Source organism: Pseudoduganella plicata (genome assembly GCF_004421005.1).
GTDB classification, from domain to species: Bacteria; Pseudomonadota; Gammaproteobacteria; order Burkholderiales; family Burkholderiaceae_D; genus Rugamonas; species Rugamonas plicata.
Window position 1 is genome coordinate 3,601,245 of the sequence record NZ_CP038026.1, and the last position, 24,166, is coordinate 3,625,410.

At 62.6% G+C, this 24,166-nt stretch carries 24 protein-coding genes and 1 pseudogene; 8 read left to right on the plus strand and 17 right to left on the minus strand.

The window, feature by feature from the left end; translation table 11 throughout:
- Window positions 1–81: 81 nt before the first annotated feature.
- Both E1742_RS15780 and E1742_RS15785 read right to left on the minus strand, forming a co-directional pair.
- Window positions 82–1,704, minus strand: a complete 1,623-nt coding sequence (locus tag E1742_RS15780; protein ID WP_134385945.1) for an NAD(P)-binding protein — start codon at window positions 1,702–1,704, stop codon at window positions 82–84.
- Window positions 1,704–3,218 (minus strand): polyamine aminopropyltransferase, encoded by a 1,515-nt coding sequence (locus E1742_RS15785; protein WP_134385946.1) that lies wholly within the window; start codon window positions 3,216–3,218, stop codon window positions 1,704–1,706. Before E1742_RS15785 ends, E1742_RS15780 begins: the two co-directional genes overlap by 1 nt.
- Window positions 3,219–3,277: 59 nt before the next feature.
- Between E1742_RS15785 and E1742_RS15790 the strand changes: the two genes are divergently transcribed.
- The 6 genes from E1742_RS15790 to rsgA all read left to right on the plus strand — a co-directional run bounded on the left by E1742_RS15790 (window position 3,278) and on the right by rsgA (window position 8,105).
- Window positions 3,278–3,664 carry a DUF350 domain-containing protein gene (locus tag E1742_RS15790; protein ID WP_134385947.1) on the plus strand — a complete coding sequence of 129 codons (387 nt, stop codon included), beginning with the start codon at window positions 3,278–3,280 and terminating at the stop codon, window positions 3,662–3,664.
- A gap of 19 nt (window positions 3,665–3,683) precedes the next feature.
- Window positions 3,684–4,727 (plus strand): SPFH domain-containing protein, encoded by a 1,044-nt coding sequence (locus tag E1742_RS15795; RefSeq protein WP_134385948.1) that lies wholly within the window; start codon window positions 3,684–3,686, stop codon window positions 4,725–4,727.
- Window positions 4,728–4,743: 16 nt separating this feature from the next.
- Window positions 4,744–6,213, plus strand: a complete 1,470-nt coding sequence (locus E1742_RS15800; protein ID WP_229466842.1) for a DUF4178 domain-containing protein — start codon at window positions 4,744–4,746, stop codon at window positions 6,211–6,213.
- Complete coding sequence (locus E1742_RS26205) at window positions 6,210–6,368, plus strand: hypothetical protein (RefSeq protein WP_166793498.1); 159 nt, start codon at window positions 6,210–6,212, stop codon at window positions 6,366–6,368. The genes E1742_RS15800 and E1742_RS26205 overlap by 4 nt, the downstream gene beginning before the upstream one ends.
- A complete protein-coding gene (gene speD / locus E1742_RS15805; RefSeq protein WP_134385950.1) occupies window positions 6,365–6,775 on the plus strand; it encodes an adenosylmethionine decarboxylase in 411 nt (136 codons plus the stop codon). The genes E1742_RS26205 and speD overlap by 4 nt, the downstream gene beginning before the upstream one ends.
- A gap of 286 nt (window positions 6,776–7,061) precedes the next feature.
- The gene (gene rsgA, locus E1742_RS15810; protein ID WP_134385951.1) at window positions 7,062–8,105 is read left to right on the plus strand and encodes a ribosome small subunit-dependent GTPase A; all 1,044 of its coding nucleotides are present in this window, start codon (window positions 7,062–7,064) and stop codon (window positions 8,103–8,105) included.
- Between the two features lie 121 nt (window positions 8,106–8,226).
- Here the strand turns inward: rsgA and E1742_RS15815 are convergent, their stop codons facing one another.
- A complete protein-coding gene (locus E1742_RS15815) occupies window positions 8,227–8,616 on the minus strand; it encodes a VOC family protein (RefSeq protein ID WP_134385952.1) in 390 nt (129 codons plus the stop codon).
- Window positions 8,617–9,055: 439 nt separating this feature from the next.
- Here E1742_RS15815 and E1742_RS15820 point away from each other — a divergent pair, with 439 nt between their 5' ends.
- On the plus strand, window positions 9,056–9,607 hold the full coding sequence (locus E1742_RS15820) for a hypothetical protein (protein ID WP_134385953.1): 552 nt from the start codon (window positions 9,056–9,058) through the stop codon (window positions 9,605–9,607).
- A 266-nt stretch (window positions 9,608–9,873) separates the two neighbouring features.
- Here E1742_RS15820 and E1742_RS15825 read toward each other — a convergent pair whose 3' ends face one another.
- From E1742_RS15825 to E1742_RS15890, 14 genes are all read right to left on the minus strand, one after another.
- Entirely contained in the window at window positions 9,874–10,299 is a 426-nt protein-coding gene (locus E1742_RS15825) for a F0F1 ATP synthase subunit epsilon (RefSeq protein ID WP_134385954.1), read from the minus strand.
- 49 nt (window positions 10,300–10,348) lie between these two features.
- Window positions 10,349–11,749: a F0F1 ATP synthase subunit beta gene (gene atpD, locus E1742_RS15830; RefSeq protein ID WP_134385955.1), complete on the minus strand. Its 1,401-nt coding sequence runs from the start codon at window positions 11,747–11,749 to the stop codon at window positions 10,349–10,351.
- Between the two features lie 30 nt (window positions 11,750–11,779).
- Window positions 11,780–12,655, minus strand: coding sequence for a F0F1 ATP synthase subunit gamma (gene atpG / locus E1742_RS15835; protein ID WP_134385956.1), 876 nt, complete (start codon window positions 12,653–12,655; stop codon window positions 11,780–11,782).
- Between the two features lie 55 nt (window positions 12,656–12,710).
- Window positions 12,711–14,252 carry a F0F1 ATP synthase subunit alpha gene (atpA, locus tag E1742_RS15840; protein WP_134385957.1) on the minus strand — a complete coding sequence of 514 codons (1,542 nt, stop codon included), beginning with the start codon at window positions 14,250–14,252 and terminating at the stop codon, window positions 12,711–12,713.
- Between the two features lie 75 nt (window positions 14,253–14,327).
- Entirely contained in the window at window positions 14,328–14,861 is a 534-nt protein-coding gene (locus E1742_RS15845) for a F0F1 ATP synthase subunit delta (protein WP_134385958.1), read from the minus strand.
- A 2-nt stretch (window positions 14,862–14,863) separates the two neighbouring features.
- Window positions 14,864–15,334 carry a F0F1 ATP synthase subunit B gene (locus E1742_RS15850; protein ID WP_134385959.1) on the minus strand — a complete coding sequence of 157 codons (471 nt, stop codon included), beginning with the start codon at window positions 15,332–15,334 and terminating at the stop codon, window positions 14,864–14,866.
- 37 nt (window positions 15,335–15,371) lie between these two features.
- Window positions 15,372–15,653, minus strand: coding sequence for a F0F1 ATP synthase subunit C (atpE, locus tag E1742_RS15855; protein WP_107139967.1), 282 nt, complete (start codon window positions 15,651–15,653; stop codon window positions 15,372–15,374).
- A 113-nt stretch (window positions 15,654–15,766) separates the two neighbouring features.
- Window positions 15,767–16,564 (minus strand): F0F1 ATP synthase subunit A, encoded by a 798-nt coding sequence (atpB, locus tag E1742_RS15860; protein WP_134385960.1) that lies wholly within the window; start codon window positions 16,562–16,564, stop codon window positions 15,767–15,769.
- Between the two features lie 66 nt (window positions 16,565–16,630).
- The gene (locus E1742_RS15865; RefSeq protein ID WP_134385961.1) at window positions 16,631–16,999 is read right to left on the minus strand and encodes an ATP synthase subunit I; all 369 of its coding nucleotides are present in this window, start codon (window positions 16,997–16,999) and stop codon (window positions 16,631–16,633) included.
- Window positions 17,000–17,366: 367 nt separating this feature from the next.
- Entirely contained in the window at window positions 17,367–18,251 is an 885-nt protein-coding gene (locus E1742_RS15870) for a ParB/RepB/Spo0J family partition protein (RefSeq protein ID WP_134385962.1), read from the minus strand.
- A gap of 135 nt (window positions 18,252–18,386) precedes the next feature.
- Window positions 18,387–19,157 (minus strand): ParA family protein, encoded by a 771-nt coding sequence (locus E1742_RS15875; protein WP_134385963.1) that lies wholly within the window; start codon window positions 19,155–19,157, stop codon window positions 18,387–18,389.
- 114 nt (window positions 19,158–19,271) lie between these two features.
- Complete coding sequence (rsmG, locus tag E1742_RS15880; protein WP_134385964.1) at window positions 19,272–19,937, minus strand: 16S rRNA (guanine(527)-N(7))-methyltransferase RsmG; 666 nt, start codon at window positions 19,935–19,937, stop codon at window positions 19,272–19,274.
- The gene (mnmG, locus tag E1742_RS15885) at window positions 19,937–21,865 is read right to left on the minus strand and encodes a tRNA uridine-5-carboxymethylaminomethyl(34) synthesis enzyme MnmG (protein WP_134385965.1); all 1,929 of its coding nucleotides are present in this window, start codon (window positions 21,863–21,865) and stop codon (window positions 19,937–19,939) included. The genes rsmG and mnmG overlap by 1 nt, the downstream gene beginning before the upstream one ends.
- A 205-nt stretch (window positions 21,866–22,070) precedes the next feature.
- Window positions 22,071–22,835: a TSUP family transporter gene (locus E1742_RS15890; RefSeq protein WP_134385966.1), complete on the minus strand. Its 765-nt coding sequence runs from the start codon at window positions 22,833–22,835 to the stop codon at window positions 22,071–22,073.
- Window positions 22,836–22,932: 97 nt separating this feature from the next.
- Between E1742_RS15890 and E1742_RS15895 the strand changes: the two are divergent.
- Window positions 22,933–24,089 (plus strand): annotated as a pseudogene (locus E1742_RS15895) (iron-containing alcohol dehydrogenase).
- The last annotated feature ends 77 nt before the right edge of the window (window positions 24,090–24,166 follow it).

Below are 24,166 nucleotides of genomic sequence, written 5' to 3' on the forward strand. Positions count from 1 at the left end.
CGCATCCACAATCCTCGACGATGGCGGGACGACGATGCGGCCTGGCTTTCCGCCGCCGCAGCGGCTATTCCGCCAAGTCGCTCAGAGCAGCGTCAATGCCTTGCGCGCCGCCTGCACGCCCCACCACGACGCCTCCTCGAACACGGAAAACCCGGACAGATCCGCGTGCGCAAACAGCAGCGGTCCATTCAGTGCCTGCAGCGCCGCCAGTCCGGCATTGCTGCGAAAGCCTGGCAGCGGGACGGCCATCGCATGCGCGCGCAGCGTGATGTCGGCCCGCTCCACGTAACGGCCCACGTCGCGGCCATAGGCCGCGTGCAGGTCGGCAGCAGCCAGCGCCAGCAGCTCGTCGGAAGACGCGGACTGCAGCCAGCGTCGCGCGGCCAGTGGCGACAGATGCGACAGCGCCGCGTAGGTCGTGAACACGGTGCGCTCGGGCGGCGCAACGCGGATGTCCTGGTGCGTCGAGACGATGTAGCCCAGTTGCGGACCGCCCTCGGGGCGAAGGACGACGTTGTCCCACGCCAGCGGCGCTTCCGGCAGTTCTTCGGGAAAGCCGCGCAGCAGGAAATTGGCCACCAGCCATGGTGCCGTGGCTGGCAAGTGCCGCACGGGATCGAAGCCATACGCCGCGATATTGTCCACCACGCGGCTGGCGACAAACAGCGGCATCGCGCAGATCGCCTTGCGGGCGCGCACCAGATAGCTGCGCGGCTTGCCGTGTTCCAGCGCGCAGCACAGCGCCTCCACTTTGCCCTCCACTTCCCGGATGGAGACGGCGGCGCCGGACAGCCGTCGCGCGCGAGCTCGCGCCGCCAGCCCGGCGGCCAGCGGCTGCAGGCCGCCCGGCCACGTCAGCCACGCGCCATCGCCCGCGTTGGCCGCTGTGCCGCCGCGGGCGCAGAAATAGTGCAGGCCGGCCCATGCCGACACGGTGGCGGCGCTCGCGCCATAATCGTCGCGGCAGCAGTAATCGACGTACCAGTACAAGGTGGGCGACGTATAGCCATTGCGCTCGAACCAGCCCTTCAATGTCAGCGTGTCCAGTTGCAGCCAGGCGGGGTCGCGCGACGATGCACTGCTGGGCAGTGTGAACACGCGCCGGCCATCGCTGCCATGCAGGCCGCGCAGCCGCTCCATCTCCGCAAAAAAGCGCGCGTGCTCGGCCAGTTCCGCCGCCGGCACGCCCGCGCGTGGCACGATCCCCTCGTGCCAGCGCCCGTTCGCCAGCAGGCGTTCTTCCGGCGCATGCAACAGATAGCGCTCGTCGTAGTACGGCTTGTCGCCATGCGGATCGCGCTGGAGGATGCCGAGGTCGGACAGGATCTCGCGCACGTGCGTGCAGTCGCGCGACGGCACCGGCAGATAGTGCGCGCCGGTGGGATAGGCCAGGTCGCCGTACTGGCCGCCGGCCGCGTTGCCGAACGGCTCGGGGCCGTCGACAACGAGAAAATCGTCGTGGCCGTCGCGGCGCAACTGCCAGGCCGCCGTCAGCCCGGCCATGCCGGCACCGAAGATGGCGACATCGGTGTCGATGACCTCGGAAGGAGGCGGCACGCTACCCCGGTCGCGCAGGTAGTGGCCCAATTCCCGACCCGGTGCACGGACGACGGGATCGATTTCCTGCCAGCGCCGGTAGCCGACGCCGGCGCTGACGGCGGCTGCACCGGCGGCGGCGGCAAAGAGAAAACTGCGGCGCTCCATCAGCGGATCGTGCGGTGCCAGTCCTGCTCGAATTCATGCACGAGCGACTGGGTGTTGAGGCGATTGGGCGGCAGCGCCAGTTTCGGCATGTCGGGCGGGAAGGCAAACATCTCGCGTGTCGTCTGCCCGTTCAGGAAGCGCATCGGCAGCGGATACGACGTAGGCGGCCGGTAGTCCAGCTGCGGCGAGGCGAGGATAAAGCCCCACTCGCCGAACGACGGCACGTACGCGTGATACGGATACGTGCGCAGGCCCACTTCGCGCAAGGTCGCATCCACCGTCCAGTAGGCGTGCGGCGCGAAGAACGGCGACGTCGATTGCACGACCATGACGCCATTGGCCGCCAGGTGTTTTTTCAGCAGTCCGTAAAACGGCACCGAATACAATTTGCCCAACGCGAAGCTGGAAGGATCGGGAAAATCGACGATGACGGCATCGTACATCGTGCCCTCCTGCTGCTGCAGCCAGATGGCGGCATCGGCGTTGACGACGGTGACTCGTTTGTCGTGGAAACTGTCGCGGTTCAGCTGGCGCAGCTCGGCGCGGTTTTTAAACGCAGCCGTCATGGCCGGGTCCAGGTCGACCAGCGTCACGTGTTCGATCTGTGGATAACGCAGGATTTCGCGCAGCGCCAGCCCGTCGCCGCCACCCAGTACCAGCACCCGTTTTGCCCACGGCAGCGCTGCCAGGGCCGGGTGCACCAGCGCCTCGTGATAACGGTATTCGTCGCGCGACGAGAACTGCAGGTTGCCGTTGATGTACAGGCGCAGGTCGTCCTTCCAGCGCGTGATGACGAGGCGCTGGTAGGGCGTGCTGGTGGCGTAGACGATTTCGTCGCCGAACAGGCCATGCTCTCCCCATTGCGTCAGGCGGTCCGCGCCGGCGAAGCCAAACGTCAGCACGGCCAGCACGGCGCAGGCGCGCAGCGTGCGGCCCGTCAGGTCCGTCAGTTCGGCGCGGAAGACATAAATGGTCCACAGCGCCACGCCGATATTGAGCATGCCGAACAGGAAGCCGGATCGCACCAGGCCCAGATGCGGCGCCAGTACCAGCGGGAACAGCAGAGAAACGGCCAGCGCACCGAGGTAGTCGAATGTCAGCACGCGGCTGACCAGCTCCGAGAACGCCGTCTGGCGCGCGTTCAGCGCGCGCATCACCAGTGGCACCTCCATGCCGACAAACGCACCGACAAGGAAGACGATCACGTACAGCAGCACGCGAAACGGCGCGGCGGCCCAGGCGAACGTCAGGAACAGCAGCGCGGCGGACAGGCCGCCGACCAGACCGACGGCCAGTTCGATGTCGACGAAACGGGCCAGCACGTGTTCGTCCTTGACGTATTGCGAGAGGTGCGCGCCGACGCCCATGGCGAACAGGTAGCAGCCGATGATGGTGGAAAACTGCAGGATCGAGTCGCCCAGCAGATAGCTGGCCAGCGCCCCGGCAATGAGTTCGTAAGCCAGCCCGCACGACGCGACGACGAACACGGAAAGGATCAGAATTTTTTTGGTCATCGACGTGGTTATCGCTTACTATATTTACCTTCTGGCAAGCCAAGCACTATAACCAAATCGTGTACGCCATCGCAAATTATCTGATCCATCTGGTCGTGGCCGCCGTGCTGCTGGCCGTGTTCTTCCGCGCCTACACCTGGATGACGCCCTTTGACGAAGTCGCGCTGATCCGCGAAGGCAATCACGCGGCCGCGCTGTCGCTGGGCGGCGCGCTGCTGGGCTTTTCGCTGACGATCGCGTCCGGCCTGCTGCACACGGCCAATTACCAGGAATTCGCGGGATGGGCGTTCGGTGCGATGATCGTGCAGGCACTGGCCTATGCCGTCACGACGCGCACCCTGAAGATGGCCAAGGACCAGATCGAGTCCGGCAACAGCGCCTTCGGCGCCCTGCTCGGCGCCATCTCGCTGGCCATCGGCGGCATCAACGCCGCCTGCATTTCCTGAACATCGTCCCGGAGGCATTATGAGTATCGGCAGCTTTATCAAGAAGCAGTTTATCGATGTCCTGCAGTGGAACGAGGACGAGGAAGGCGTGCTGGCGTGGCGCTATCCGATGCAGGACTTCGAGATCCAGAATGGCGCCGTGCTGGTGGTGCGCGAATCGCAGGTGGCGGTGTTCGTCAATGAAGGCCAGATCGCCGACGTGTTCGGCCCCGGCACGCACAAGCTGACGACGCAGACGTTACCCGTGCTGACGAACCTGAAGAACTGGGACAAGCTGTTCGACGCGCCGTTCAAGTCCGACGTCTACTTCTTCAGCACCCGCGTGCAGACGGGCCGCAAATGGGGCACGCCGCAGCCGATCACGATCCGCGACAAGGATTTCGACATGATCCGCGTGCGCGCGTTTGGCATGTATTCGTACCGCGTGGCCGATGCCCGGAAATTCTTCACGGAGATCAGCGGCACCCGCGCGGCCTTTACGCGCGACGACGTGGAAGACCAGCTGCGCGGCATCCTGCTGGCGACGATGGCCAGCTCGCTGGGCGGCGCCAACGTCGCCTTCCTCGACATGGCGGCCAACCAGGCGCTGATGGCGCAGGAAGTCAAAGGCGACCTGGCCGACGCGTTCGCCCGCTACGGCATTGCGCTCGACGAGTTCAACGTCGCCAGCGTCAGCCTGCCGGAAGAACTGCAGGAGGCGCTGGACGAGCGTATCGCCGCCGGCATGAAAGGCGGCCTGTCCGCCGACAAGATGGCAGGCTTTACGCGCTACCAGACCGCGACGGCGATCCCGCTGGCGGCGCAGAACGAAGGCGGCATTGCCGGCATCGGCGCGGGCCTGGGTGCCGGCGTGACAATCGGCCAGGCGATGGGGCAAGCCGTGGGCGCCTCGCTGACGCCGGCCGCGCCGCAGGCGATGGCGCCCGTACCAGTCGCCGCACCGGCCGAGGAGTCGATCGAGGCGCGCCTGGAAAAACTCAAGGGCCTGCTGGACAAGGGCCTGATCTCGGCGGCCGATTACGACAGCACCAAGGCCGAGCTGCTGAAAAAACTGATCGGCTGATGTTCTCTTGCTGACAGTGAACTGCCCCAGCTGCGGCGCCGGCGTGCGCTTCCGTTCGCACGCGTCCGTAATGGCCGTGTGCGAATTCTGCCGCACCGCCGTGCTGAAAGATCCGGGCGCCGTGCGCGACCTGGGCAAGGTCGCCGAAGTGCTGGAGGATTATTCGCCGATCCAGCTCGGCACCAGTGGCACCTGGGGCAAGAAGCCGTTCACGGTCGTCGGCCGGCTGCAGCTGCGCTATGACGCCGGCATGTGGAACGAATGGCACCTGCTGTTCGACGATGGCAAGAGCGGCTGGCTGGGCGATGCGTCCGGCCAGTACACCATCACGACGGCGCGCGAGGCGCCGGCACCCCTGCCCGCTTTCGAAACGCTGCGTCCCGGCCTCGAATACGCCATCGGCAAGGAGCGCTACATCGCCGGCGACGTGCGTACGGCCGACTGCGTGGGCGGCCAGGGCGAGCTGCCGTTTGCCGTCGGTGCCGGCTGGCAGGCGCGCGTGGCCGACCTGCGGCTGGGGCCCGCGTTCATCACGCTCGATTACTCCGATGGGGCGCTGCCGCAGCTGTACACGGGCGTTTCCGTCACGCTGGAAGGACTGAACTGCCAGCTGCTGCGCGACGAGGACGCGATCCGGCAGTCGGCCGGGCATTACCGCGGTAAATTGACCACGCTGGCCTGCCCGTCCTGCGGCAGTCCGATCCAGTACCTGCCCGGCCTGACGACGATGCTGGTGTGCCGCGCGTGCAGCACGCAGCTGGACGCATCGAGCCCGCAGGCCGAAGTGCTGCGCGCCGGCGAACGTGTCAGCAAGGTACCCACGACCCTCGAACTGGGCGCCCAGGGCCGGCTGGGCAACAAGAAGCAAACGATCATCGGCATCATGCGCCGCGTCGACGACGAAGGCAGCGCATGGACGGAATACTTGCTGTACGGCCCCCGCGCCGGTTTTACCTGGCTGGTCGAGACGAGCGAGGGCTGGTTCAAGTCCGTCGTGCTGGACGACTGGCCGCGCGCGAGCAACGGCGCGGCGCGACTGAACAGCGTCGAGTACAAGAAGCTGTATGAGTACGATGCCACGGTGACGTTTGCCGCCGGCGCCTTCAACTGGCGCGTGCGCGCGGGCGACGTGACGCACGTCGTCGAATACGAACGGGGCCCGGCACAGCTGGCCGCCGAACGGACGGCCACGGAACTGACGTGGTCGAAATCGCATGCCGTCGCCCAGGACCAGTTAAATACCTGGTTCGGCAAGCCTGCGGCGGGAACCGTCAAGGCGCGCGGCATGCCGCCCAAGGCCGGCGTCAAGCTGACCCGCTACCGCGACACTGCCCGCTGGCTCATCATCATCATGGTGATCTGTAATGCCATTCCGCTGCTGGCCAACTTCGGCGGCACGTTCCTATACAGCGTACTGGGAGGCGCGGCGCTGTACCTGCCGGCGATGATGCTCGATTCGATGAACGATCCAACGGACAAGCGATGAAGTTTCTGATTTATGGCGTCGTGGTGCTGCTGTTTTCCGTTATCGCCAGCTGGGTCAACCTGGCCAGCGGCCCCAGCTCGTCGGGTTCGCGCGGCAGCAGCTGGTCGTCGCACACAGGCGGGGGCAGCTGGGGCGGCGGTGGCGGCCATAAATGACGGCCCTGTCGTACCAGGCAGAAGGCACGCACGTGCTGGCCGACCTGTCCGGCGCGGCACCGGCGCTGCTGGCCGACAGCAAGCGCCTTGAAGTCCTGCTGCGCGACGCTGCTGTCGCAGCCGGCGCCACCATCCTGCACAGCCATTTTCACGCGTTCGGGCCTGGCCAGGGCGTCACCGGCGTGGTATTGCTGGCCGAATCGCACATCTCCATCCACACGTGGCCCGAGCAGTGTTTTGCCGCCGCCGACATCTTCATGTGCGGCGCGTCGCAACCCGAGCTGGCGCTGGCCGTCATGCGCGCCGCGCTGGCGCCGGCCGCATGCGAGGTGCGCACGGTGCGGCGCGCGGCTCAGCGTCTTGCTGGCGACGGCGTTTTGTCGACGGAAGTCGGGATCGCTCTCTGAGGCTTCCTCGCCAGGAATGAGTTGACGGGATAGACCGGCAGTGACAAACTGGCATCTTTCCCACTTACCCCACAGGAGAGAACTCATGCATACGCCGGATATTGCCCTCCTGTCGGCCGCCTGATCCGCGCACACGTCCGCACCCGCTTTTCCGATCTGTAGTCTGGTGTAACGCCGCGCCCGATCGCGCGCCGACTTTCCCGCTTTTCGTTGCCGCCCGCGCCCCGCGTGGCCGGCTGACTGCGCGCGCCCGCGCGCGTGACCGAATCTCAGGAACCGCACCATCATGATCACGATCGACTTCGATGCATTACGCAACATCGGACTGAACAATCAAATCGCCGCCCAACTGGCGACACTCGACACCGCACCAGGCGACTGCCTGATGCGCATCACCCAACTCCAGCGCGAGGGCCTCTTGCTGCATGACGGCAGCACGGAATATACGGCCCGGCCATTACCGAGGTTGTATGAGGACGAACTTGCCGTCGGCGACTGGGTGGTGGCACGCTCCAGAGAGCACGGCGAATGGTGGGCCACCGCCCGCCTGGCGCCCATTACGGAAATCGCCCGTCGCGCCAATGACGGTCGCCGCCAGTTAATCGTCACCAATATCGACACGGCGTTGCTCGTCATGGGCCTGGACGACGATTTCAATCCCCGCCGCATCGAACGCTATATCGCCATGGTGCAGGCGGCCGATATCGCACCTGTCGTTGTATTGACCAAGGCCGATATCGGCCAGGATACTGCGGCACGCGTTTCTCAGCTGCAGCATCGATTGCCTCGGGCAATACCGGTTATTTTCCTGAATGCATTATCGGCAGGGGAATGCGAGCAATTGGCGCCGTGGCTGCAAACCGGTCAGACGGTCTGCTTATTGGGCGCCTCCGGTACCGGCAAATCGACGCTGACCAATTCGCTGACACTGGCGCGGCAATCGACAGCTGGGGTGCGTAAAAGAGATGGCCGGGGCATGCATACGACAACAACCCGCTCCCTGCATATTTGCCGGGATGGCGCATGCCTGATCGATACGCCGGGATTAAGGACGTGGCGGCCCGATACGGATGAACAAACCCTGGCAGCCACATTCGACGATATCGAACTGCACGCGTCACGCTGTCAGTTCCGCGATTGCACCCATCTTCAGGAACCAGGGTGCGCTGTCCGCGCCGCGATCGATCCGGACCGTCTGGCGAATTATCAGAAATTGCTGAGAGACGTGCGGCGCAGTGGGCAGACGCCATTGCAGCGTATTGCCGAGCGGGTCAGGTGGAAAACCCTGGAAAGGGCCGCGGCAGCGCGGATCCGGCAAAAGCATGAATAAGCCGCTTATGCCATTCTCTGGCGCGTTCTTGTCAACTTCTGGTACGGGACGCGGATAAACGGATCGGCAGACACCTCTTCAGGGCTGTGACCGATGAGGTGTCTGTCTCGACTGCAGCGGATTATGCTTCGCGCAGCGTGGCTTCGATATTGTTGCCGTCGTAGTCGAGAATGTACGCGCTATAGAAATTGGCGTAGCTGATGCGGATACCGGGAGGGCCGTGGTCTTCCGCCCCCATTTCCACGGCGGCGCGATAAAAGGCGTCGACCGCCTCACGGTTGGGCGCACAAAAGGCTAGGTGGATGGGAGCATTACCAGCCTGCTTGCCGGACGACCAATACGTTGGCACTTCCGAGCCCAGCCATAAAAACGGATGGCCGCTTTCGGGCGCATAAATGGCCCAATCAAGGTCGGTTTCGGTGCGGCGGATACCCAGCGGTGCCAGGCAGGCGTCATATAACGCCGAGCTGCGGACGAAATCGGACACCACAATACCAAGATGGTGAATCATGTCTGCTCCTCATTGTGGAGTAGACAGACTATCACTCTTGCCCAGCCACCGGCGCGCACGATTCACCAGATTAACAGGACGGTAGGTCGCGCTCGGAAAGTTATTGCCGGGAGATATTTATGTCGCAGCGTGCTTATCGGGCGCTGATACATATTGCGTCTGGGCCACTCTTGAATATGCTGGCGGGCGCGAACGGCCAATGAGCGCACTGGCGTTAATGCCCAGTGCCCGTGCATGGAAACGACGCGATTTATGGGCCATGTCGGCCCGATGTCGGAACCGGTGCGCTGTCGAGAAGAGTAGAGGCGCAGGCAATCGTTCCGTCATACGAACAGCGACTGCCGTTCCCATCGCAACACGCTCCATGCGTCGATGCCACTGTTGCGGGCACCGGGCGTCAGGTAAACTGCGTCATCCCGACATCCACGAAATGATTCTCATGCGCCGCTTTGCGCCCCTGCTTGCCCTGCTCTCCGTCACCGCCTGCGGCGATCGCTATGAACCCGTCCAGCTGTACATGGCGAAGACGCCCGAATGCAAGGACTACGTGGAAACCTCCCGTTTCGACCTGCCGGGCGGTATCACGGTCACGGCCACGAGCCCGAGCACATTGCCGGGTGGCGGCGCCGAATTCGGTTTCGTCTATCTGCTGCCTCGTGGCGCAATGGCGCAGTTCGCCACGCTGACATATCCGGTGACGCAGCCGAAAGGCGCACGGATCGCCAATGCGCAAGTGGTGACGTTTTATTCGCGCGGCACCGATACCCGGCCGGAAATCGTCGATTCGATCGAAGGCGTGCCGAAGCTGCTGGCGGCGGTGGCAAACTCCGACCATACGCAATGGCGTGCGCGGCTGCGGGTGCCCGCGAAGCTGCCGGAACGTTTCGATCTGACCCCGCCGGCGCTGTACATCGACGGCGACCGCTATCGGCTGCGCACCTTTACGTATCGCTATTTCGCCGACCGTAAAGCGTACGGCCTGTGCCAGTAAGGCGCTAGCGCTGCGTCTCGGCCCGCGGCTTGCGCACAGTATTCTCAACCAGCTCGCGCGCGGGGCCGCAGCCCAGCTTTGCCAGCTCGGCGACATCGCGCGACTTCGCCGCTTCCTGCGCCACGAGGTAACCGAGATAGTAGCCACGCCGTTGCGGCAGCGATTTGTCGCGGCTGCTCGTTGGCGCTCCAGGTCATGACATAAAACGTTCGGGACAGCGCAAAAAAAAAGCAGCCATCAGGCTGCTTTTCTACGATGCGTCCAGATCAGTGCTTGGCCTGGCGCAGTTTGGCGATCGCTGCCAGCTGGCCGATGGCCGCTGCCAGTTCCGCCTGCGCTTTCGCGTAGTCGATGCCGGTCTTGTTGTTGGTCAGGCTTTCTTCCGCCAGTTTCTTGGCGGCTTGGGCCTTGGCTTCATCCAGATCGGCGCCACGAATTGCCGTGTCGGCCAGCACCGTCACGGCGTTCGGCTGCACCTCCAGCAGGCCGCCAGCGACGAAGACAAACTCTTCTTCCGCCTTGCCTGGAACCTGGATGCGTACCGCGCCTGGACGGATACGGGTGATCAGCGGCGTGTGCTTCGGGTAGATCCCCAGCTCGCCCTGTTCGCCCGGCAACGCGACGAACGTGGCTTCGCCGGAGAAGATCAGCTCTTCCGCGGAGACCACGTCGACGTGAATAGTATTTGCCATGTTCAATCCTAAGGTGAAACGGCCCGGGAATCATCCCGGGCCATGTCGATTAGCCCAGCTTCTTGGCTTTTTCGATGGCTTCTTCGATCGTGCCGACCATGTAGAACGCCTGCTCCGGCAGGTGATCCAGTTCGCCGGAAGCGATCATCTTGAAGCCCTTGATCGTGTCTTTCAGCGAAACGTATTTACCTGGCGAGCCGGTGAACACTTCAGCAACGTGGAACGGCTGCGACAGGAAACGCTGCATCTTACGAGCGCGCGCGACCAGCAGCTTGTCTTCCGGTGCCAGTTCGTCCATGCCCAGAATCGCGATAATGTCGCGCAGTTCCTTGTAGCGCTGCAGCGTGCCCTGCACGGCGCGGGCCGTGTCGTAGTGCTCCTGGCCGACGACCAGCGGGTCCAGCTGACGCGAGGTCGAGTCCAGTGGATCGACGGCAGGGTAGATACCCAGCGAGGCGATGTCACGCGACAGAACGACGGTGGAATCGAGGTGACCGAAGGTCGTCGCTGGCGACGGGTCGGTCAAGTCATCCGCAGGGACGTAGACGGCCTGGATCGACGTGATCGAACCGGTTTTCGTCGACGTGATGCGTTCCTGCAGACGGCCCATTTCTTCGGCCAGCGTCGGCTGGTAACCCACGGCGGAAGGCATACGGCCCAGCAGAGCGGACACTTCGGTACCGGCCAGCGTGAAGCGGTAGATGTTGTCGACGAAGAACAGAACGTCCTTGCCCTGGTCTCGGAACGATTCAGCGATCGTCAGGCCGGTCAGCGCGACGCGCAGACGGTTGCCTGGCGGTTCGTTCATCTGACCGTAGACCATGGCGACTTTGGAGTTGCCCAGGTTGTCCAGATCGACGACTTTGGCATCGGCCATCTCGTGGTAGAAGTCGTTACCTTCACGGGTACGCTCACCCACGCCGGCAAACACGGACAGACCCGAGTGCGCCTTGGCGATGTTGTTGATCAGTTCCATCATGTTGACGGTCTTGCCGACGCCGGCGCCGCCGAACAGGCCGACTTTACCGCCTTTGGCGAACGGGCAGACCAGGTCGATGACCTTGATGCCGGTTTCCAGCAGGTCCTGCGATGGCGACAGTTCGTCGTATGCAGGTGGCGTGCGGTGGATCGAGGCGGTGAATTCTTGCGAAACCGGGCCGCGCTCGTCGATCGGGTTACCCAGCACGTCCATGATGCGACCCAGCGTGCCGTTACCAACTGGCACCATGATCGGCTTGCCCGTGTTCTGGATGGTCATGCCGCGGCGCAGGCCGTCGGACGAACCCAGAGCAATGGTACGGACGATACCGTCGCCCAATTGCTGCTGCACTTCCAGGGTCAGCTCGGAGCCTTCCATTTTCAGCGCGTCAAAAACCTTAGGCATCGCGTTGCGCGGGAACTCAACGTCCACCACAGCGCCGATACACTGAACGATTTTGCCATCAGCCATGTTCGTTCCTTCAAATATAGTTAAATTCGTTTAAACCGCGGCCGCACCGGACACGATTTCAGAGAGTTCTTTGGTAATTGCTGCCTGGCGGGTCTTGTTGTAGACCAGTTTCAGCTCGCCGATGACGCTGCCAGCGTTGTCGCTGGCGGCCTTCATCGCGACCATGCGTGCCGATTGCTCGGACGCCAGGTTTTCCGCCACGGACTGGTACACCAGCGCTTCCACGTAACGTTCCAGCAGTTCGTCGATGACGGTCGCTGCATCCGGTTCGTAGATGTAATCCCACTGGAGCGCCGTCTTGTCGGCGGCGCGCTTGTCCGCCGTCAGCGGCAGCAGCTGCTCGACGCGAGGCTCCTGCTTCATCGTGTTGATGAAGTTGGTATAGCACAGGTAGACCGCGTCCAGCTTACCTTCCTGGAACTTCTCCAGCATTACTTTCACAGGGCCGATCAGCTTTTCCAGGTGCGGCGTATCGCCGATCTGGGTCGCCTGCGCCACCACGGGCACGCCGACGCGGTTCAGGAAACCCAAACCCTTATTGCCGATTGCCACAGCTTCGATCCTGTTGCCGGCGGCTTCCAGTTCACGGGTTTTCGCCGTCACCATGCGCAGCACGTTGGTGTTCAGGCCACCGCACAGACCCTTGTCGGTCGTGACGATGATGAAACCCACTGCTTTTGCTTGCGTACCCTGTGCTTCGGCCAGGAACGGGTGCGTGTATTCCGGATTGGCGCCTGCCAGGTTCGTCGCGATCACACGAATCTTGTCCGCGTAGGGACGGGCGGCGCGCATGCGATCCTGCGCCTTGCGCATTTTCGATGCGGCGACCATTTCCATCGCCTTCGTGATCTTCTTCGTATTTTCTACGCTCTTGATCTTGCCACGTATCTCTTTGCCTACTGCCATGAGTCCTTACTCCTTTTGCGTTGAAAGGCGGCGCCGTCAGGCGTCGCCATCACGCTTAAAATGCGCCCGATTTCTTGAAATCAGCAATGGCGGCCGACAGCGCAGCTTCGCCGTCCTTGTCCAGTTGCTTGCTTTCTTCGATCTTGGTCAGCAGAGCGGCTTGCTTGGTCTTCAGGTACGAGTGCAGGCCGGCTTCGAACGCCAACACCGACTTGACTGGCACGTCGTCCAGGAAGCCCTTGTTGACGGCGAACAGCGATGCGCCCATCAGGGAGATCGACAGCGGCGAGTACTGTGCCTGCTTCAGCAGTTCGGTCACGCGGGCACCGCGGTCCAGCTGCTTGCGGGTCGATTCGTCCAGGTCGGAAGCGAACTGCGCGAACGCGGCCAGCTCACGGTACTGGGCCAGGTCGGTACGGATACCACCGGACAGATTCTTGATGACCTTGGTCTGAGCAGCACCACCGACGCGCGACACCGAAATACCGGCGTTGATCGCAGGACGGATACCGGCGTTGAACAGCGACGTTTCCAGGAAGATCTGGCCGTCGGTAATCGAGATCACGTTCGTCGGCACGAAGGCCGAGACGTCGCCTGCCTGCGTTTCGATGATCGGCAGTGCCGTCAGCGAACCGGTCTTGCCCGTGACGGCGCCGTTGGTGAAGGCGGACACGTAGTCGGCGTTCACGCGGGCTGCGCGTTCCAGCAGACGGCTGTGCAGGTAGAACACGTCGCCTGGGTAGGCTTCGCGGCCTGGTGGGCGGCGCAGCAGCAGGGAAATCTGACGGTAGGCAACAGCCTGCTTCGACAGATCGTCGTATACGATCAGCGCGTCTTCGCCGCGGTCGCGGAAGTATTCGCCCATCGTGCAGCCCGAGTAGGCCGAGATGTACTGCATGGCAGCCGATTCCGATGCGGAAGCGGCGACAACGATCGTATATTCCATCGCGCCGTGCTGTTCCAGGGAACGCACGATGTTCTTGATGGTCGAAGCCTTCTGGCCGATGGCGACGTAGATACACGTCATGCCCTGGCCCTTCTGGTTGATGATCGCGTCGACTGCGACAGCCGATTTACCGGTCTGGCGGTCGCCAATGATCAGCTCACGCTGGCCACGGCCGATCGGCACCATCGCGTCGATCGACTTCAGGCCCGTCTGCATTGGCTGCGAGACGGACTCACGGGCGATCACGCCCGGTGCGATCTTTTCGATTGGCGACGTCAGTTGCGTCACGACAGGACCTTTGCCGTCGATCGGCTGGCCCAGGGCGTTGACCACGCGGCCACGCAGTTCCGGGCCGACCGGCACTTCCAGGATGCGGCCGGTGCACTTGACCGTGTCGCCTTCGGAGATGTGCTCGTAGGCACCCAGAATCACGGCGCCGACGGAGTCGCGCTCCAGGTTCATTGCCAGGCCGAACGTGTTGCCAGGGAATTCCAGCATCTCGCCTTGCATCACTTCGGACAGGCCGTGGATGCGGCAGATACCGTCGGCAACCGAGATAACGGTGCCTTGATTGCGCACTTCAGCGCCGCCATCAATGCCTTGGATCCGGCTCTTGATCAGCTCGCTGATTTCAGATGGGTTGAGTTGCATACTAACTCCTAATTGTTTTCTCTCAGCTTGCGCGAGGGTAAATGGTTCTGCCGCAGGGGAGTAGCGCCTGGATCGTTACGACGTCAGCGCAACGCGCATCTGTTCCAGCCGGGCGCGTACCGAAGTGTCCAGCACTTCGTCGCCCACCACCACGCGTACGCCACCGATCAGCGATGGATCTACCGTGACGCTTGGATTGAGCTTGCGGCCGAATTTCTTTTCCAGCGTCGCGACCAGGCCTGCCGTCTGGGCAGCGTCCAGGTCGAATGCGCTCGTGATGTCAGCGTCCGCTGCACCTTCCACGCCATTTTTCAGCGCGTGGAATTGCGTGCCGATTTCCGGCAGCAGCTCGATGCGGCCGTTCTGGACCAGCATCGAGAGGAAGTTGTTCGCTTCCGCGTTGAGCGGCGTTTTGAGCAGGCCGGTCATGACGGCAGCCACATCGCTGTCCGACACTTTCGGATTGCGGGCATATGCCAGCACCTCGGGATGGGCACCGATCTGGGCCAGTTCGGACACCAGATCGGACCACTGCGCGAGGTTGCCAGCCTGGGCTACGCGGAAGAGGGCTTCCGCGTAAGGACGGGCGACGGTTGCGAGTTCAGCCATGATTACAGCTCGGTCGCAAGGCGGTTCAGCAGGTCGGCGTGGGCCGACGCGTTGACTTCGCGCTTCAGGATTTGCTCGGCGCCCTTTACGGCCAGGTCAGCGACCTGGGCACGCAGTTGCTCGCGCGCCTGGGTGACTTGCTGGTCGGCTTCGGCCTTGGCCGTCGCAATGATGCGATCGGCTTCGGCTTTGGCGTTGGCCTTGATTTCTTCAGCGATCAGCTGAGCACGCTTTTCGGCGTCCGCAACGCGCTGGGCGGCTTCGTCACGGGCGGCGGTAAGGGCTTCGGTGGCGCGCTTCTCGGCCACCACCATGGCTTCCTTACCCTGGTCGGCCGCAGCCAGACCGTCCGCAATACGCTTGGCACGCTCATCCAGCGCGCTATTGAGCGCCGGGAAGACGAATTTCATCGAGAACCAGACGAGCACCGCGAAGGTGATCATCTGACCGATGAGAGACGCATTGATGTTCATACCTTGCTCCTAAAAAGTTTCCCCGGTTGGAGCGTTATTACTGAGCTACGGCGGTGGTCAGGGCGGTCAGGAACGGGTTGTTGAACGTGAACAGCAGCGACACACCGACGCCGATCATCGAGATCGCGTCCAGCAGACCAGCGATAACGAACAGTTTCGTTTGCAGTTGTGGCATCAGTTCAGGCTGGCGTGCGGAAGCTTCCAGGAACTTGCCACCCAGGATTGCGAAGCCCAATGCGGTGCCGATTGCGGCCAGACCAATGATGATTGCGACGGCCAGAACGGTCATGCTTTGTACTTGTGCGATCAGAGCTTGCATTTGAGATTTCTCCTAAGATTTAAAAAAACTACAGATACCGAAAGATAAAAACAATTTACAGATCGGAGCCCGGGACCACCGCCGCGCTGCGACAGGTGGTCCGGGTTCCTTTGTTAGTGCTTCTCAACCGCGAGGCTAAGGTACACAACCGTCAGAGCCATGAAGACGAAGGCCTGCAGTGTCACAATCAGGATGTGGAAGATTGCCCATGGACCACCCAGCAGCCACTGTGCCCACCATGGCAGCAGCGCGATCAGGATGAAAATCAGTTCGCCGGCGTACATGTTGCCGAACAGTCGCAGCGACAGCGAAATCGGCTTGGCCAACAGTTCCAGCATCTGGAAGACGAAGTTCACCGGTGCCAGGAACACAGCGGCGATGCCGTGCGCGTGGAACGGTGCCGTGAACAGTTCCTTGGTGTAGCCGCCCACGCCTTTGGCCTTGATCGAGAAACCGATAATGCACAGCAGCACGGCAAACGACATGCCGAAGGTGTGGTTGACGTCGGCCGTCGGCACGACGCGCAGCTTGTACACGCCGAAGAATTCCAGAACGCGCGGCAGCAGGTCGACCGGCAGGAAGTCCATCGCGTTCATCAGCCAGACCCAGACGAAAATCGTGATGGCCAGCGGCGCGATCACATTGCTTTTCGCGTGGAAGGCGCTGTTGACGGTGTCGTTGACCAGTTCCATGATCCATTCGACGAAGTTCTGCAGCTTGCCCGGCACGCCGGCCGTGGCGCGGCGGGCGGCCATATAGAACACGCCCAGGAACACGAAGCCCAGGATCGCCGAGATCCAGAACGTGTCCAGGTTGAACATGCCGTCGGCGGACTGCAGGTGCGAAAGGTGGTGTTGGATATATTCCGTGGCGTTAGCCGGGGCTGCGTGCCCCCCGTGTTCAGTGGTCATAGTTAGTGATATTGAATTTAGAATTGTTGTCCGAACCCTTCGTTTACGAAGGGTCTAAACCGGCGATTAAACTGCGAGCAGTGACAACCAGTACGCCAAGGTCGCCACGGCAAAACCCAAGATCAGCCATAACCCGGTGGCCGACTGAAACAGCACCAGTGCTACGACAAACAGTACTGCTGTTATGAATAACTTCACCATCTCGGCGAGCTCGTGACGCTTCAATGCCGCTTTGGCGTCCTTGCCACCGCTTGCGACGATCAGCGCGTATGCTCCGCTGCCGATGACCGCGATCGCGCCGCCCATGGCGGCAGACCAGCCTTTCTCTACCCCGGCGAAATACGCGACGAGGGCCGAGAAAAGGACGGCGATTGTAAATTGCAGGGCGACGATTCGGACCACCGGCCGGGCGATACTTTGTGCAGAATCACTCACTTGCCGACTTTCTTAACGTAGCTTTAAGACCCAAAGACACGGGATTATAGGGCCCTTGTGTCAACGGCGTCAAACATGCTGCACCGCGTCAGAGCAAACCGGGCAACATTGCAACACCGGCAGAATGCTTGTCGCACCAGCATGGTGCGCATCAGGCCTGCATGAGCAGCTTAAACAGGCCTTAAGAACTTTTCTTGCGGTAAATGTTACGTAACTCTTCCTGACGCAGCGCCTGCCGGGCCGGCATTGTTGCATGGTTTTTGTGCAGCGGGCGCCACCGTGCGCCGTCCCGGACCGATATCGGGACAGGGCGGCGCCGGACAATGGCAGAAGGTCACGGGCGGACCCAGTGTTTTAGAGTAAACACTCAGCCGCGCAGGCGGGCAATGACGCCGTCCAGAATGTCGAGGTCGGCGAAGTCGATGATCATCTGCCCGCGCCCCTTGGCACCGATGCGGAACACAACCGGCGTGGCCAGCGTGTCGGATAACTCTTCTTCCAGGCGTTTGATGTCGCCGGACTTTTCCTTCGCCTTGCCTTCCGGTTTTGCCGTCTGCTCTTCCAGGGTGCGGGTGACGAGCTTTTCCGTTTCGCGCACGGACAAGCGTTTGGCGACCACAACATTTGCCAGGCCGATCTGCGTGGCGGCATCCACTGCCAGTAACGCGCGGGCATGGCCCATATCGATGTCACCCGCCATCAGCATCGTCTGCACGGGCGCGGCCAGGTTCATCAGCCGCAACAGGTTCGACACGGCACTGCGCGACCGGCCGACGGCGTGGGCAGCTTGCTCATGGGTGAAACTGAAATCCGTGATGAGGCGGTGAATCCCCTGGGCTTCTTCCAGCGGATTGAGGTCTTCACGCTGGATGTTCTCGATCAGCGCCATCGCCGCGGCAGCCGTGTCGTCCACTTCGCGCACCAGCACCGGCACATTGTCCAGGCCGGCGATCTGCGCCGCCCGGAAGCGCCGTTCGCCGGCGATGATTTCGTAGGTCGTCTGGCCATCCTTGCCCGTGCCGACGGGGCGCACGAGGATCGGCTGCATGATGCCCTGCGTCTTGATGGAGGCAGCCAGTTCGTTCAGACTGCCCTCGTCCATACGCGTGCGCGGCTGATATTTACCAGGCTGCAGCTGGCCGATCGCCAGTTCGGACGGCTTGCCGGCTTCGGCGGCGTTGGATTGGTCGCCGTCGCCGCCCAGCAGCGCGTCCAGGCCGCGACCCAGGCCTTTTAGTTTTTTGGTTGCCATGTGTGTCCAATAATTTTGTGTGCGTCTGAAAACCGGTGACAGGCTCCGATTTTTCCAGAACGGTGGCAGGCGCCGGGCTTCAGGTCCGCAGGCCGGTACCGGTTTGCGTAATCGGAGCCTGTCACCGGTTTTTCCTTACATCTTCTTGATGCGCTTGACCATCTCCGCGCCAAAGGCGATGTACGCCTGTGCGCCCTTCGAGCTGGGGTCGAACGTCACGCCCGGCATGCCGTACGACGGCGCCTCGGCCAGCCGCACGTTTCTCGGGATGATCGTCTTGAAGACCTTGTCGCCGAAGTGCTGTTCCAGCTGGGCCGATACCTGCTGCGACAGCGTCATGCGCGGGTCGAACATGACGCGGAGCAGGCCGATGATCTTCAGGTCCGGGTTCAGGTTCGCGTGCACCTTCTTGATCGTGTTGACCAGATCGGACAGGCCTTCCAGCGCGTAATACTCGCACTGCATCGGGATGATGACACCGTGCGCGGCGCACAGGCCGTTCAGGGTCAGCATCGACAGCGCGGGCGGGCAATCGATCAGGATGAAGTCGTAGTCCTTGTCGACCAGTGCCAGCGCATCCTTCAGGCGCGTCTCGCGCCGTTCCAGTTCGACCATCTCCACTTCGGCGCCGGCCAGCTCGCGGTTCGATGGCAGCACGTCGAAGCGCCCTGCCTCGGAGCGCAGCCGCGCCGTCGCCACATCGGACGTGCCCAGCATGACTTCATACGTCGAAGCTTCCAGGCCGGCCTTATTGATGCCCGCGCCCATTGTGGCATTGCCTTGCGGGTCCAGGTCCACCAGCAGCACGCGCTGGTTCAGCTTTGCCAGCCCCGCCGACAGGTTGACGGTGGTCGTGGTCTTGCCGACGCCGCCCTTCTGATTTGCTACACAAAAGATTTTCGCCATGTATGTCTTTTTGGACAAACCGCATGAAACCATACATACGGTTTATATTATTTATATAGTTTATACGATTTATACTGTATAAACGGTTTATACGATATAAACGATTTATACCATTTATACGGTTTCTGTTTTTTGCACAAAAACCAGATGCCGCTCCGCCTCCAGCCCCGGCACCCGTAGAGCCTGTAAATCCTGCACTGTCCAGTGGCCTTGCAGCCGCTCCTGCAGTCGCTCCCGTTCGTCCTGTGGCGCCGTGCCTTTCAGCGCGATAAATCGCCCGCCCTCGCCCAGCAGGTGCTCGGACCACTCGATGAAATCGCTGAGGTCGGCAAACGCCCGGCTCGTGATCACGTCAAACGGCTGCGTGACCTGCAAATCCTGCACTTTTTTCGTGTAGACGGTCACGTTGGCCAAGCCAAGCTCCACCTTGACCTGGGTGAGAAATGCGGTTTTCTTGTGGACGGTGTCGATCATCGACACTGTCATGTCCGGCCGCGCGATGGCCAGCACGATGCCGGGCAAGCCGCCGCCTGCCCCCACGTCCAGCACGTTGTCCGCGCCCTCGAACGCCGGCACGGCAGCCAGCGAATCGAGCAGATGCAGCGTCATCATCTGCACCGGATCGCGCACGGAAGTCAGGTTGTAGACGTGGTTCCACTTGTGCAGCAGCGCCAGATAGTCCAGCAGCTGCTCCTGCTGGGCTTCCTTGAGCTCCAGATGCAAGTCGGTCAGGCCGTTTTTCAGCAGTTGCGCCAGTGCGGCGCGCTCGAAGACGGCCATCAGGCGGCCTCGTCTTTCAGGTTGACGAAGCCGCCGAAGCCCGCCTTTTTCAGGTGCACCAGCAGCAGCGAGATCGCCGCCGGCGTCACGCCGGAGATGCGCGATGCCTGGCCCAGCGTTTCCGGGCGGTGCTTGGCCAGCTTCTGGCGCACTTCGACCGACAGCGCGGCAATGTCCAGGTAGTTAAAGCCTTCCGGCAGCTTCAGGTTTTCGTAGTGTTCGTGGCGCTCCACTTCCTTCAGCTGGCGTTCGATATAGCCGGAATACTTCAGCTGGATCTCGACCTGCTCCTGCACGGCGGGATCCGTCACGCCCGGGCCGCCCAGGTTCTGTCCTTCCATCCCCATCAACGTGACGAGGCTGTCGTAGCTGACGTTCGGGCGGCGCAGCAGGTCGGCCAGCGAATACTCGCGCTCGATCGCCTGACCGATGACGCGTTCGGACTCGGCGGCGGCCAGAATCCGGGGGTTGACCCACGTCGACTTCAGTCGCTCCAGCTCGGCAGCGACGGCTTCGCGCTTGCGCTCAAAGGCTTCCCACTGGGCGTCGCCGACGACGCCCAGCTTGCGGCCGATCTCCGTCAGGCGCATGTCCGCATTGTCTTCGCGCAGCGAAAGGCGGTACTCGGCGCGGCTGGTAAACATACGGTACGGCTCCTGCACGCCCTGCGTGACCAGGTCGTCGACCAGCACGCCCAGATACGCTTCCGAACGCGCCGGCGTCCACGCTTCCTTGCCCTGCGTCTGCAGTGCCGCGTTGATCCCGGCCAGCATGCCCTGCGCCGCAGCCTCCTCGTAACCCGTCGTGCCGTTGATCTGGCCGGCGAAGTACAGGCCGGCAATCGCCTTGGTTTCCAGCGACGCCTTCAGCCCGCGCGGGTCGAAATAATCGTATTCGATGGCGTAACCGGGCCGCATGATGTGGGCGTTTTCCAGCCCTTTCATCGAGCGCACCAGGGCGATCTGCACGTCAAACGGCAGGCTCGTCGAGATGCCGTTCGGGTAGAACTCGTGCGTCGTCAAACCCTCCGGCTCCAGGAAGATCTGGTGCGATTCCTTGCCCGAGAAGCGGTGAATCTTGTCCTCGATCGACGGGCAATAACGCGGGCCGACGCCTTCGATCACGCCCGTGTACATGGGGCTGCGGTCCAGTCCGCCGCGGATGATGTCGTGCGTCTGCGCGTTCGTGTGCGTCACCCAGCACGGCAGCTGCCGCGGGTGCATCGCCGTGTTGCCCATGACGGAAAACACAGGAACGGGATCGAGGTCGCCAGGCTGTTCCGTCATCTGCGCGAAGTCGATGCTGCGCCCATCGATGCGGGGCGGCGTGCCCGTTTTCAGGCGCCCTTGCGGCAGCTTCAGCTCTTTCAGGCGGCTCGACAGCGACACGGCCGGCGGATCGCCGGCGCGACCGGCGGAATAGCTTTGCAGGCCGACGTGGATCTTCCCGTCCAGGAAAGTACCGGCCGTCAGCACGACGGCACGGGCCAGGAATTTCAGGCCGATCTGCGTGACGGCGCCGACCACGCGGTCGCCCTCCACCATCAGGTCATCCACGGCCTGCTGGAACAGCCACAGGTTCGGCTGGTTTTCCAGGCGCGAGCGGATCGCCTGCTTGTACAAGATGCGGTCGGCCTGAGCCCGCGTGGCGCGCACGGCGGGGCCTTTGGAGGAATTCAGGATGCGGAACTGGATGCCGGACTCGTCCGTGGCAATGGCCATGGCGCCGCCCATTGCGTCCACTTCCTTGACGAGATGGCCCTTGCCAATGCCGCCGATGGACGGATTGCAGGACATCTGGCCCAGGGTTTCGATGTTATGCGTCAGCAGCAGCGTCTTCTGGCCCATGCGGGCGGACGCGAGCGCGGCTTCGGTACCGGCATGGCCGCCGCCGACGACGATGACGTCGAATTCAGTAGGAAATAACATGGTGTGGGAAAAATTCGAAGGGATTGAACCAAGATTATAGGGTTTTTTCCGTGCTGCGAATTTTTTAGGCACAAAAATCCCGAAATTGTTTCACGTGAAACGTCGCAATATGGACGAACAAGTCGGGCCATTGTTTCACGTGGAACAAAAAAATCCCGGCGCCACGGCCGGGATTTTGATGACTACCGCTGTTCCACGTGGAACATTACCATCGGTGCCAGGCGTCCCAGCTCGTCTTGACAATGAGGATCGTCACGACAACCAAAAACACCCGTCGCACGAAACCGCTGCCATGCTTTAACGCCAGCTTCGTGCCGATCAGCGAACCGGCCACCTGGCACACGGCCATCATCAGCCCGAGCTGCCACAGCAGGTGTCCGCTGTACCCGAACCACAGCAGCGCCGACAGATTGCAGGCCACATTGACGACTTTCGCCACCGCCGAGGCACCGAGGAAGTCAAAGCCGAAACAACGAACAAACAGGAAGACCAGGAAGCTGCCCGTGCCCGGACCGAAGAAGCCGTCATAAAAGCCGATACCGGCGCCGATGAAGACGGCGAAGAGCTGCTCGCGCCGGCCCGTGTGCAGCGGCGCATGCACGCTGCCCAGGTCCTTGCGGCGGAAGGTGTAGACGGCCACGGCAATAAGCACCAGCGGCAACAGCGTGCGCATGAAGTCCGCTGGCACGTGTGTGACGGTGAACGCGCCGCAGAACGCAAACAGGAACGCAGCGATGGCTGCCGGTGCCGCCGTGGTCCACGCGATCGAGACACGCCTGGCGTAATTCACGGCGGCAGCGGCGGTGCCGAAGATGCCGGCCAGTTTGCTCGTGCCCAGCAACGTTGCGGGCGCTGTGTTGCCGAACACGGAAAACAGCACGGGAATCTGGATCAGCCCTCCTCCGCCGACCACGGCATCGACCAACCCCGCGGCAAACGCCGCCACGCCCAGCATCGCATAGTCCAGCATCGTATCTCCGTATCAAACCCGCCGTTAAGCTCATCATTGTACGAAAGAACGGCCTCCGCCGTTCTGGTAAGCTGACCGTTCCACACAAGGAGAGCGTATGAACGACTTCGTCTTCAGCACCGTCAGCCAGATCGTGTCAGCTCTGGGCGCCGCCGCCCAACTGGGCCAGCACGTGCGCCAACGCTTCCCCGGCGCGCAGCGCGCCCTGCTCGTGACCGATCCCGGCTTCCTGTCCACCGGCCTGACCGAGGCGCCGGTACGCAGCCTCGAGGCCGCCGGTTTCCACGTGAAAATCTATGGGGACGTCGTCGCGGATCCACCGGAAGCCGTGGTCCTGGCGGCGGCCGATGTCGCCCGCGCGCACGGCACGGACCTGGTCGTCGGTCTGGGCGGCGGCAGCTCGATGGATGTCGCCAAGCTGATCGCCGTGCTGGCGGGCACCGACCAGCCGCTGCCCGAGATGTACGGCATCGGCACCGTGCGCGGCAACCGCCTGCCACTGGTGCAAGTGCCGACCACGGCCGGTACCGGGTCCGAGGTGACGAACATCGCCATCGTCACGACAGGCGCGACGACCAAGATGGGCGTGGTGGCACCCCAGCTATACGCCGATATCGCCATCCTCGACGCAGAGCTGACAGTGGGCTTGCCGCCAAGAGTCACGGCAGCCACCGGTATCGATGCGATGGTGCACGCCATCGAGGCCTACACGAGCCGGCACAAGAAGAATCCCCTGTCGGACAATCTGGCACGCCAGGCATTGCATCTGCTGTCGTCGAATCTGTTGACGGTCTGCACCGACGGGCGCAACCTGCCGGCGCGGCAGGCAATGCTGCTGGGTGCGCTATTGGCCGGCCAGGCGTTTTCCAACGCGCCCGTCGCCGCCGTCCATGCGCTGGCGTACCCGATCGGGGGATTTTTCACGTGCCGCATGGCCTGTCGAATGCGCTGGTCCTGCCGCACGTGTTGCGCTTTAACGCTTCAGCGGCGCTGCGTTCGTACGCGGAACTGGCGCAGATCGTTGCCCCGGGCGTCACCGGCAGTGATGAAGCAAGGGCCGAAGCGCTGGCCGTGGCAATGGAACAGTTCGCCCAGCAGACGGGCATCGAGCGCACCTTGCGACAGGTGGGAATCAGCGAGAACGATCTCGACCGGCTGGCCGAGGATGCGATGTTGCAGACGCGGCTGCTGGGGAACAATCCGCGCGACGTAACCCTGGCGGACGCGCGGGCGATCTACGGGGCCGCGTACTGAGGGAACTCGGGGCAGGTCCGACTATCGGACATCGGTCAGGCACATGGCCAAAGGTCGGACCTGCTTCCGGTTGAAGA

Coding starts and splice junctions, on each gene's coding strand:
- E1742_RS15780 (WP_134385945.1), bottom strand. CDS start 1,704: ATGGAGCGCCGCAGTTTTCTCTTTGCCGCCGCCGCCGGTGCAGCCGCC.
- E1742_RS15785 (WP_134385946.1), bottom strand. CDS start 3,218: ATGACCAAAAAAATTCTGATCCTTTCCGTGTTCGTCGTCGCGTCGTGC.
- E1742_RS15795 (WP_134385948.1), top strand. CDS start 3,684: ATGAGTATCGGCAGCTTTATCAAGAAGCAGTTTATCGATGTCCTGCAG.
- E1742_RS26205 (WP_166793498.1), top strand. CDS start 6,210: ATGAAGTTTCTGATTTATGGCGTCGTGGTGCTGCTGTTTTCCGTTATC.
- speD (WP_134385950.1), top strand. CDS start 6,365: ATGACGGCCCTGTCGTACCAGGCAGAAGGCACGCACGTGCTGGCCGAC.
- rsgA (WP_134385951.1), top strand. CDS start 7,062: ATGATCACGATCGACTTCGATGCATTACGCAACATCGGACTGAACAAT.
- E1742_RS15815 (WP_134385952.1), bottom strand. CDS start 8,616: ATGATTCACCATCTTGGTATTGTGGTGTCCGATTTCGTCCGCAGCTCG.
- E1742_RS15820 (WP_134385953.1), top strand. CDS start 9,056: ATGCGCCGCTTTGCGCCCCTGCTTGCCCTGCTCTCCGTCACCGCCTGC.
- E1742_RS15825 (WP_134385954.1), bottom strand. CDS start 10,299: ATGGCAAATACTATTCACGTCGACGTGGTCTCCGCGGAAGAGCTGATC.
- atpD (WP_134385955.1), bottom strand. CDS start 11,749: ATGGCTGATGGCAAAATCGTTCAGTGTATCGGCGCTGTGGTGGACGTT.
- atpG (WP_134385956.1), bottom strand. CDS start 12,655: ATGGCAGTAGGCAAAGAGATACGTGGCAAGATCAAGAGCGTAGAAAAT.
- atpA (WP_134385957.1), bottom strand. CDS start 14,252: ATGCAACTCAACCCATCTGAAATCAGCGAGCTGATCAAGAGCCGGATC.
- E1742_RS15845 (WP_134385958.1), bottom strand. CDS start 14,861: ATGGCTGAACTCGCAACCGTCGCCCGTCCTTACGCGGAAGCCCTCTTC.
- E1742_RS15850 (WP_134385959.1), bottom strand. CDS start 15,334: ATGAACATCAATGCGTCTCTCATCGGTCAGATGATCACCTTCGCGGTG.
- atpE (WP_107139967.1), bottom strand. CDS start 15,653: ATGCAAGCTCTGATCGCACAAGTACAAAGCATGACCGTTCTGGCCGTC.
- atpB (WP_134385960.1), bottom strand. CDS start 16,564: ATGACCACTGAACACGGGGGGCACGCAGCCCCGGCTAACGCCACGGAA.
- E1742_RS15870 (WP_134385962.1), bottom strand. CDS start 18,251: ATGGCAACCAAAAAACTAAAAGGCCTGGGTCGCGGCCTGGACGCGCTG.
- E1742_RS15875 (WP_134385963.1), bottom strand. CDS start 19,157: ATGGCGAAAATCTTTTGTGTAGCAAATCAGAAGGGCGGCGTCGGCAAG.
- rsmG (WP_134385964.1), bottom strand. CDS start 19,937: ATGGCCGTCTTCGAGCGCGCCGCACTGGCGCAACTGCTGAAAAACGGC.
- mnmG (WP_134385965.1), bottom strand. CDS start 21,865: ATGTTATTTCCTACTGAATTCGACGTCATCGTCGTCGGCGGCGGCCAT.
- E1742_RS15890 (WP_134385966.1), bottom strand. CDS start 22,835: ATGCTGGACTATGCGATGCTGGGCGTGGCGGCGTTTGCCGCGGGGTTG.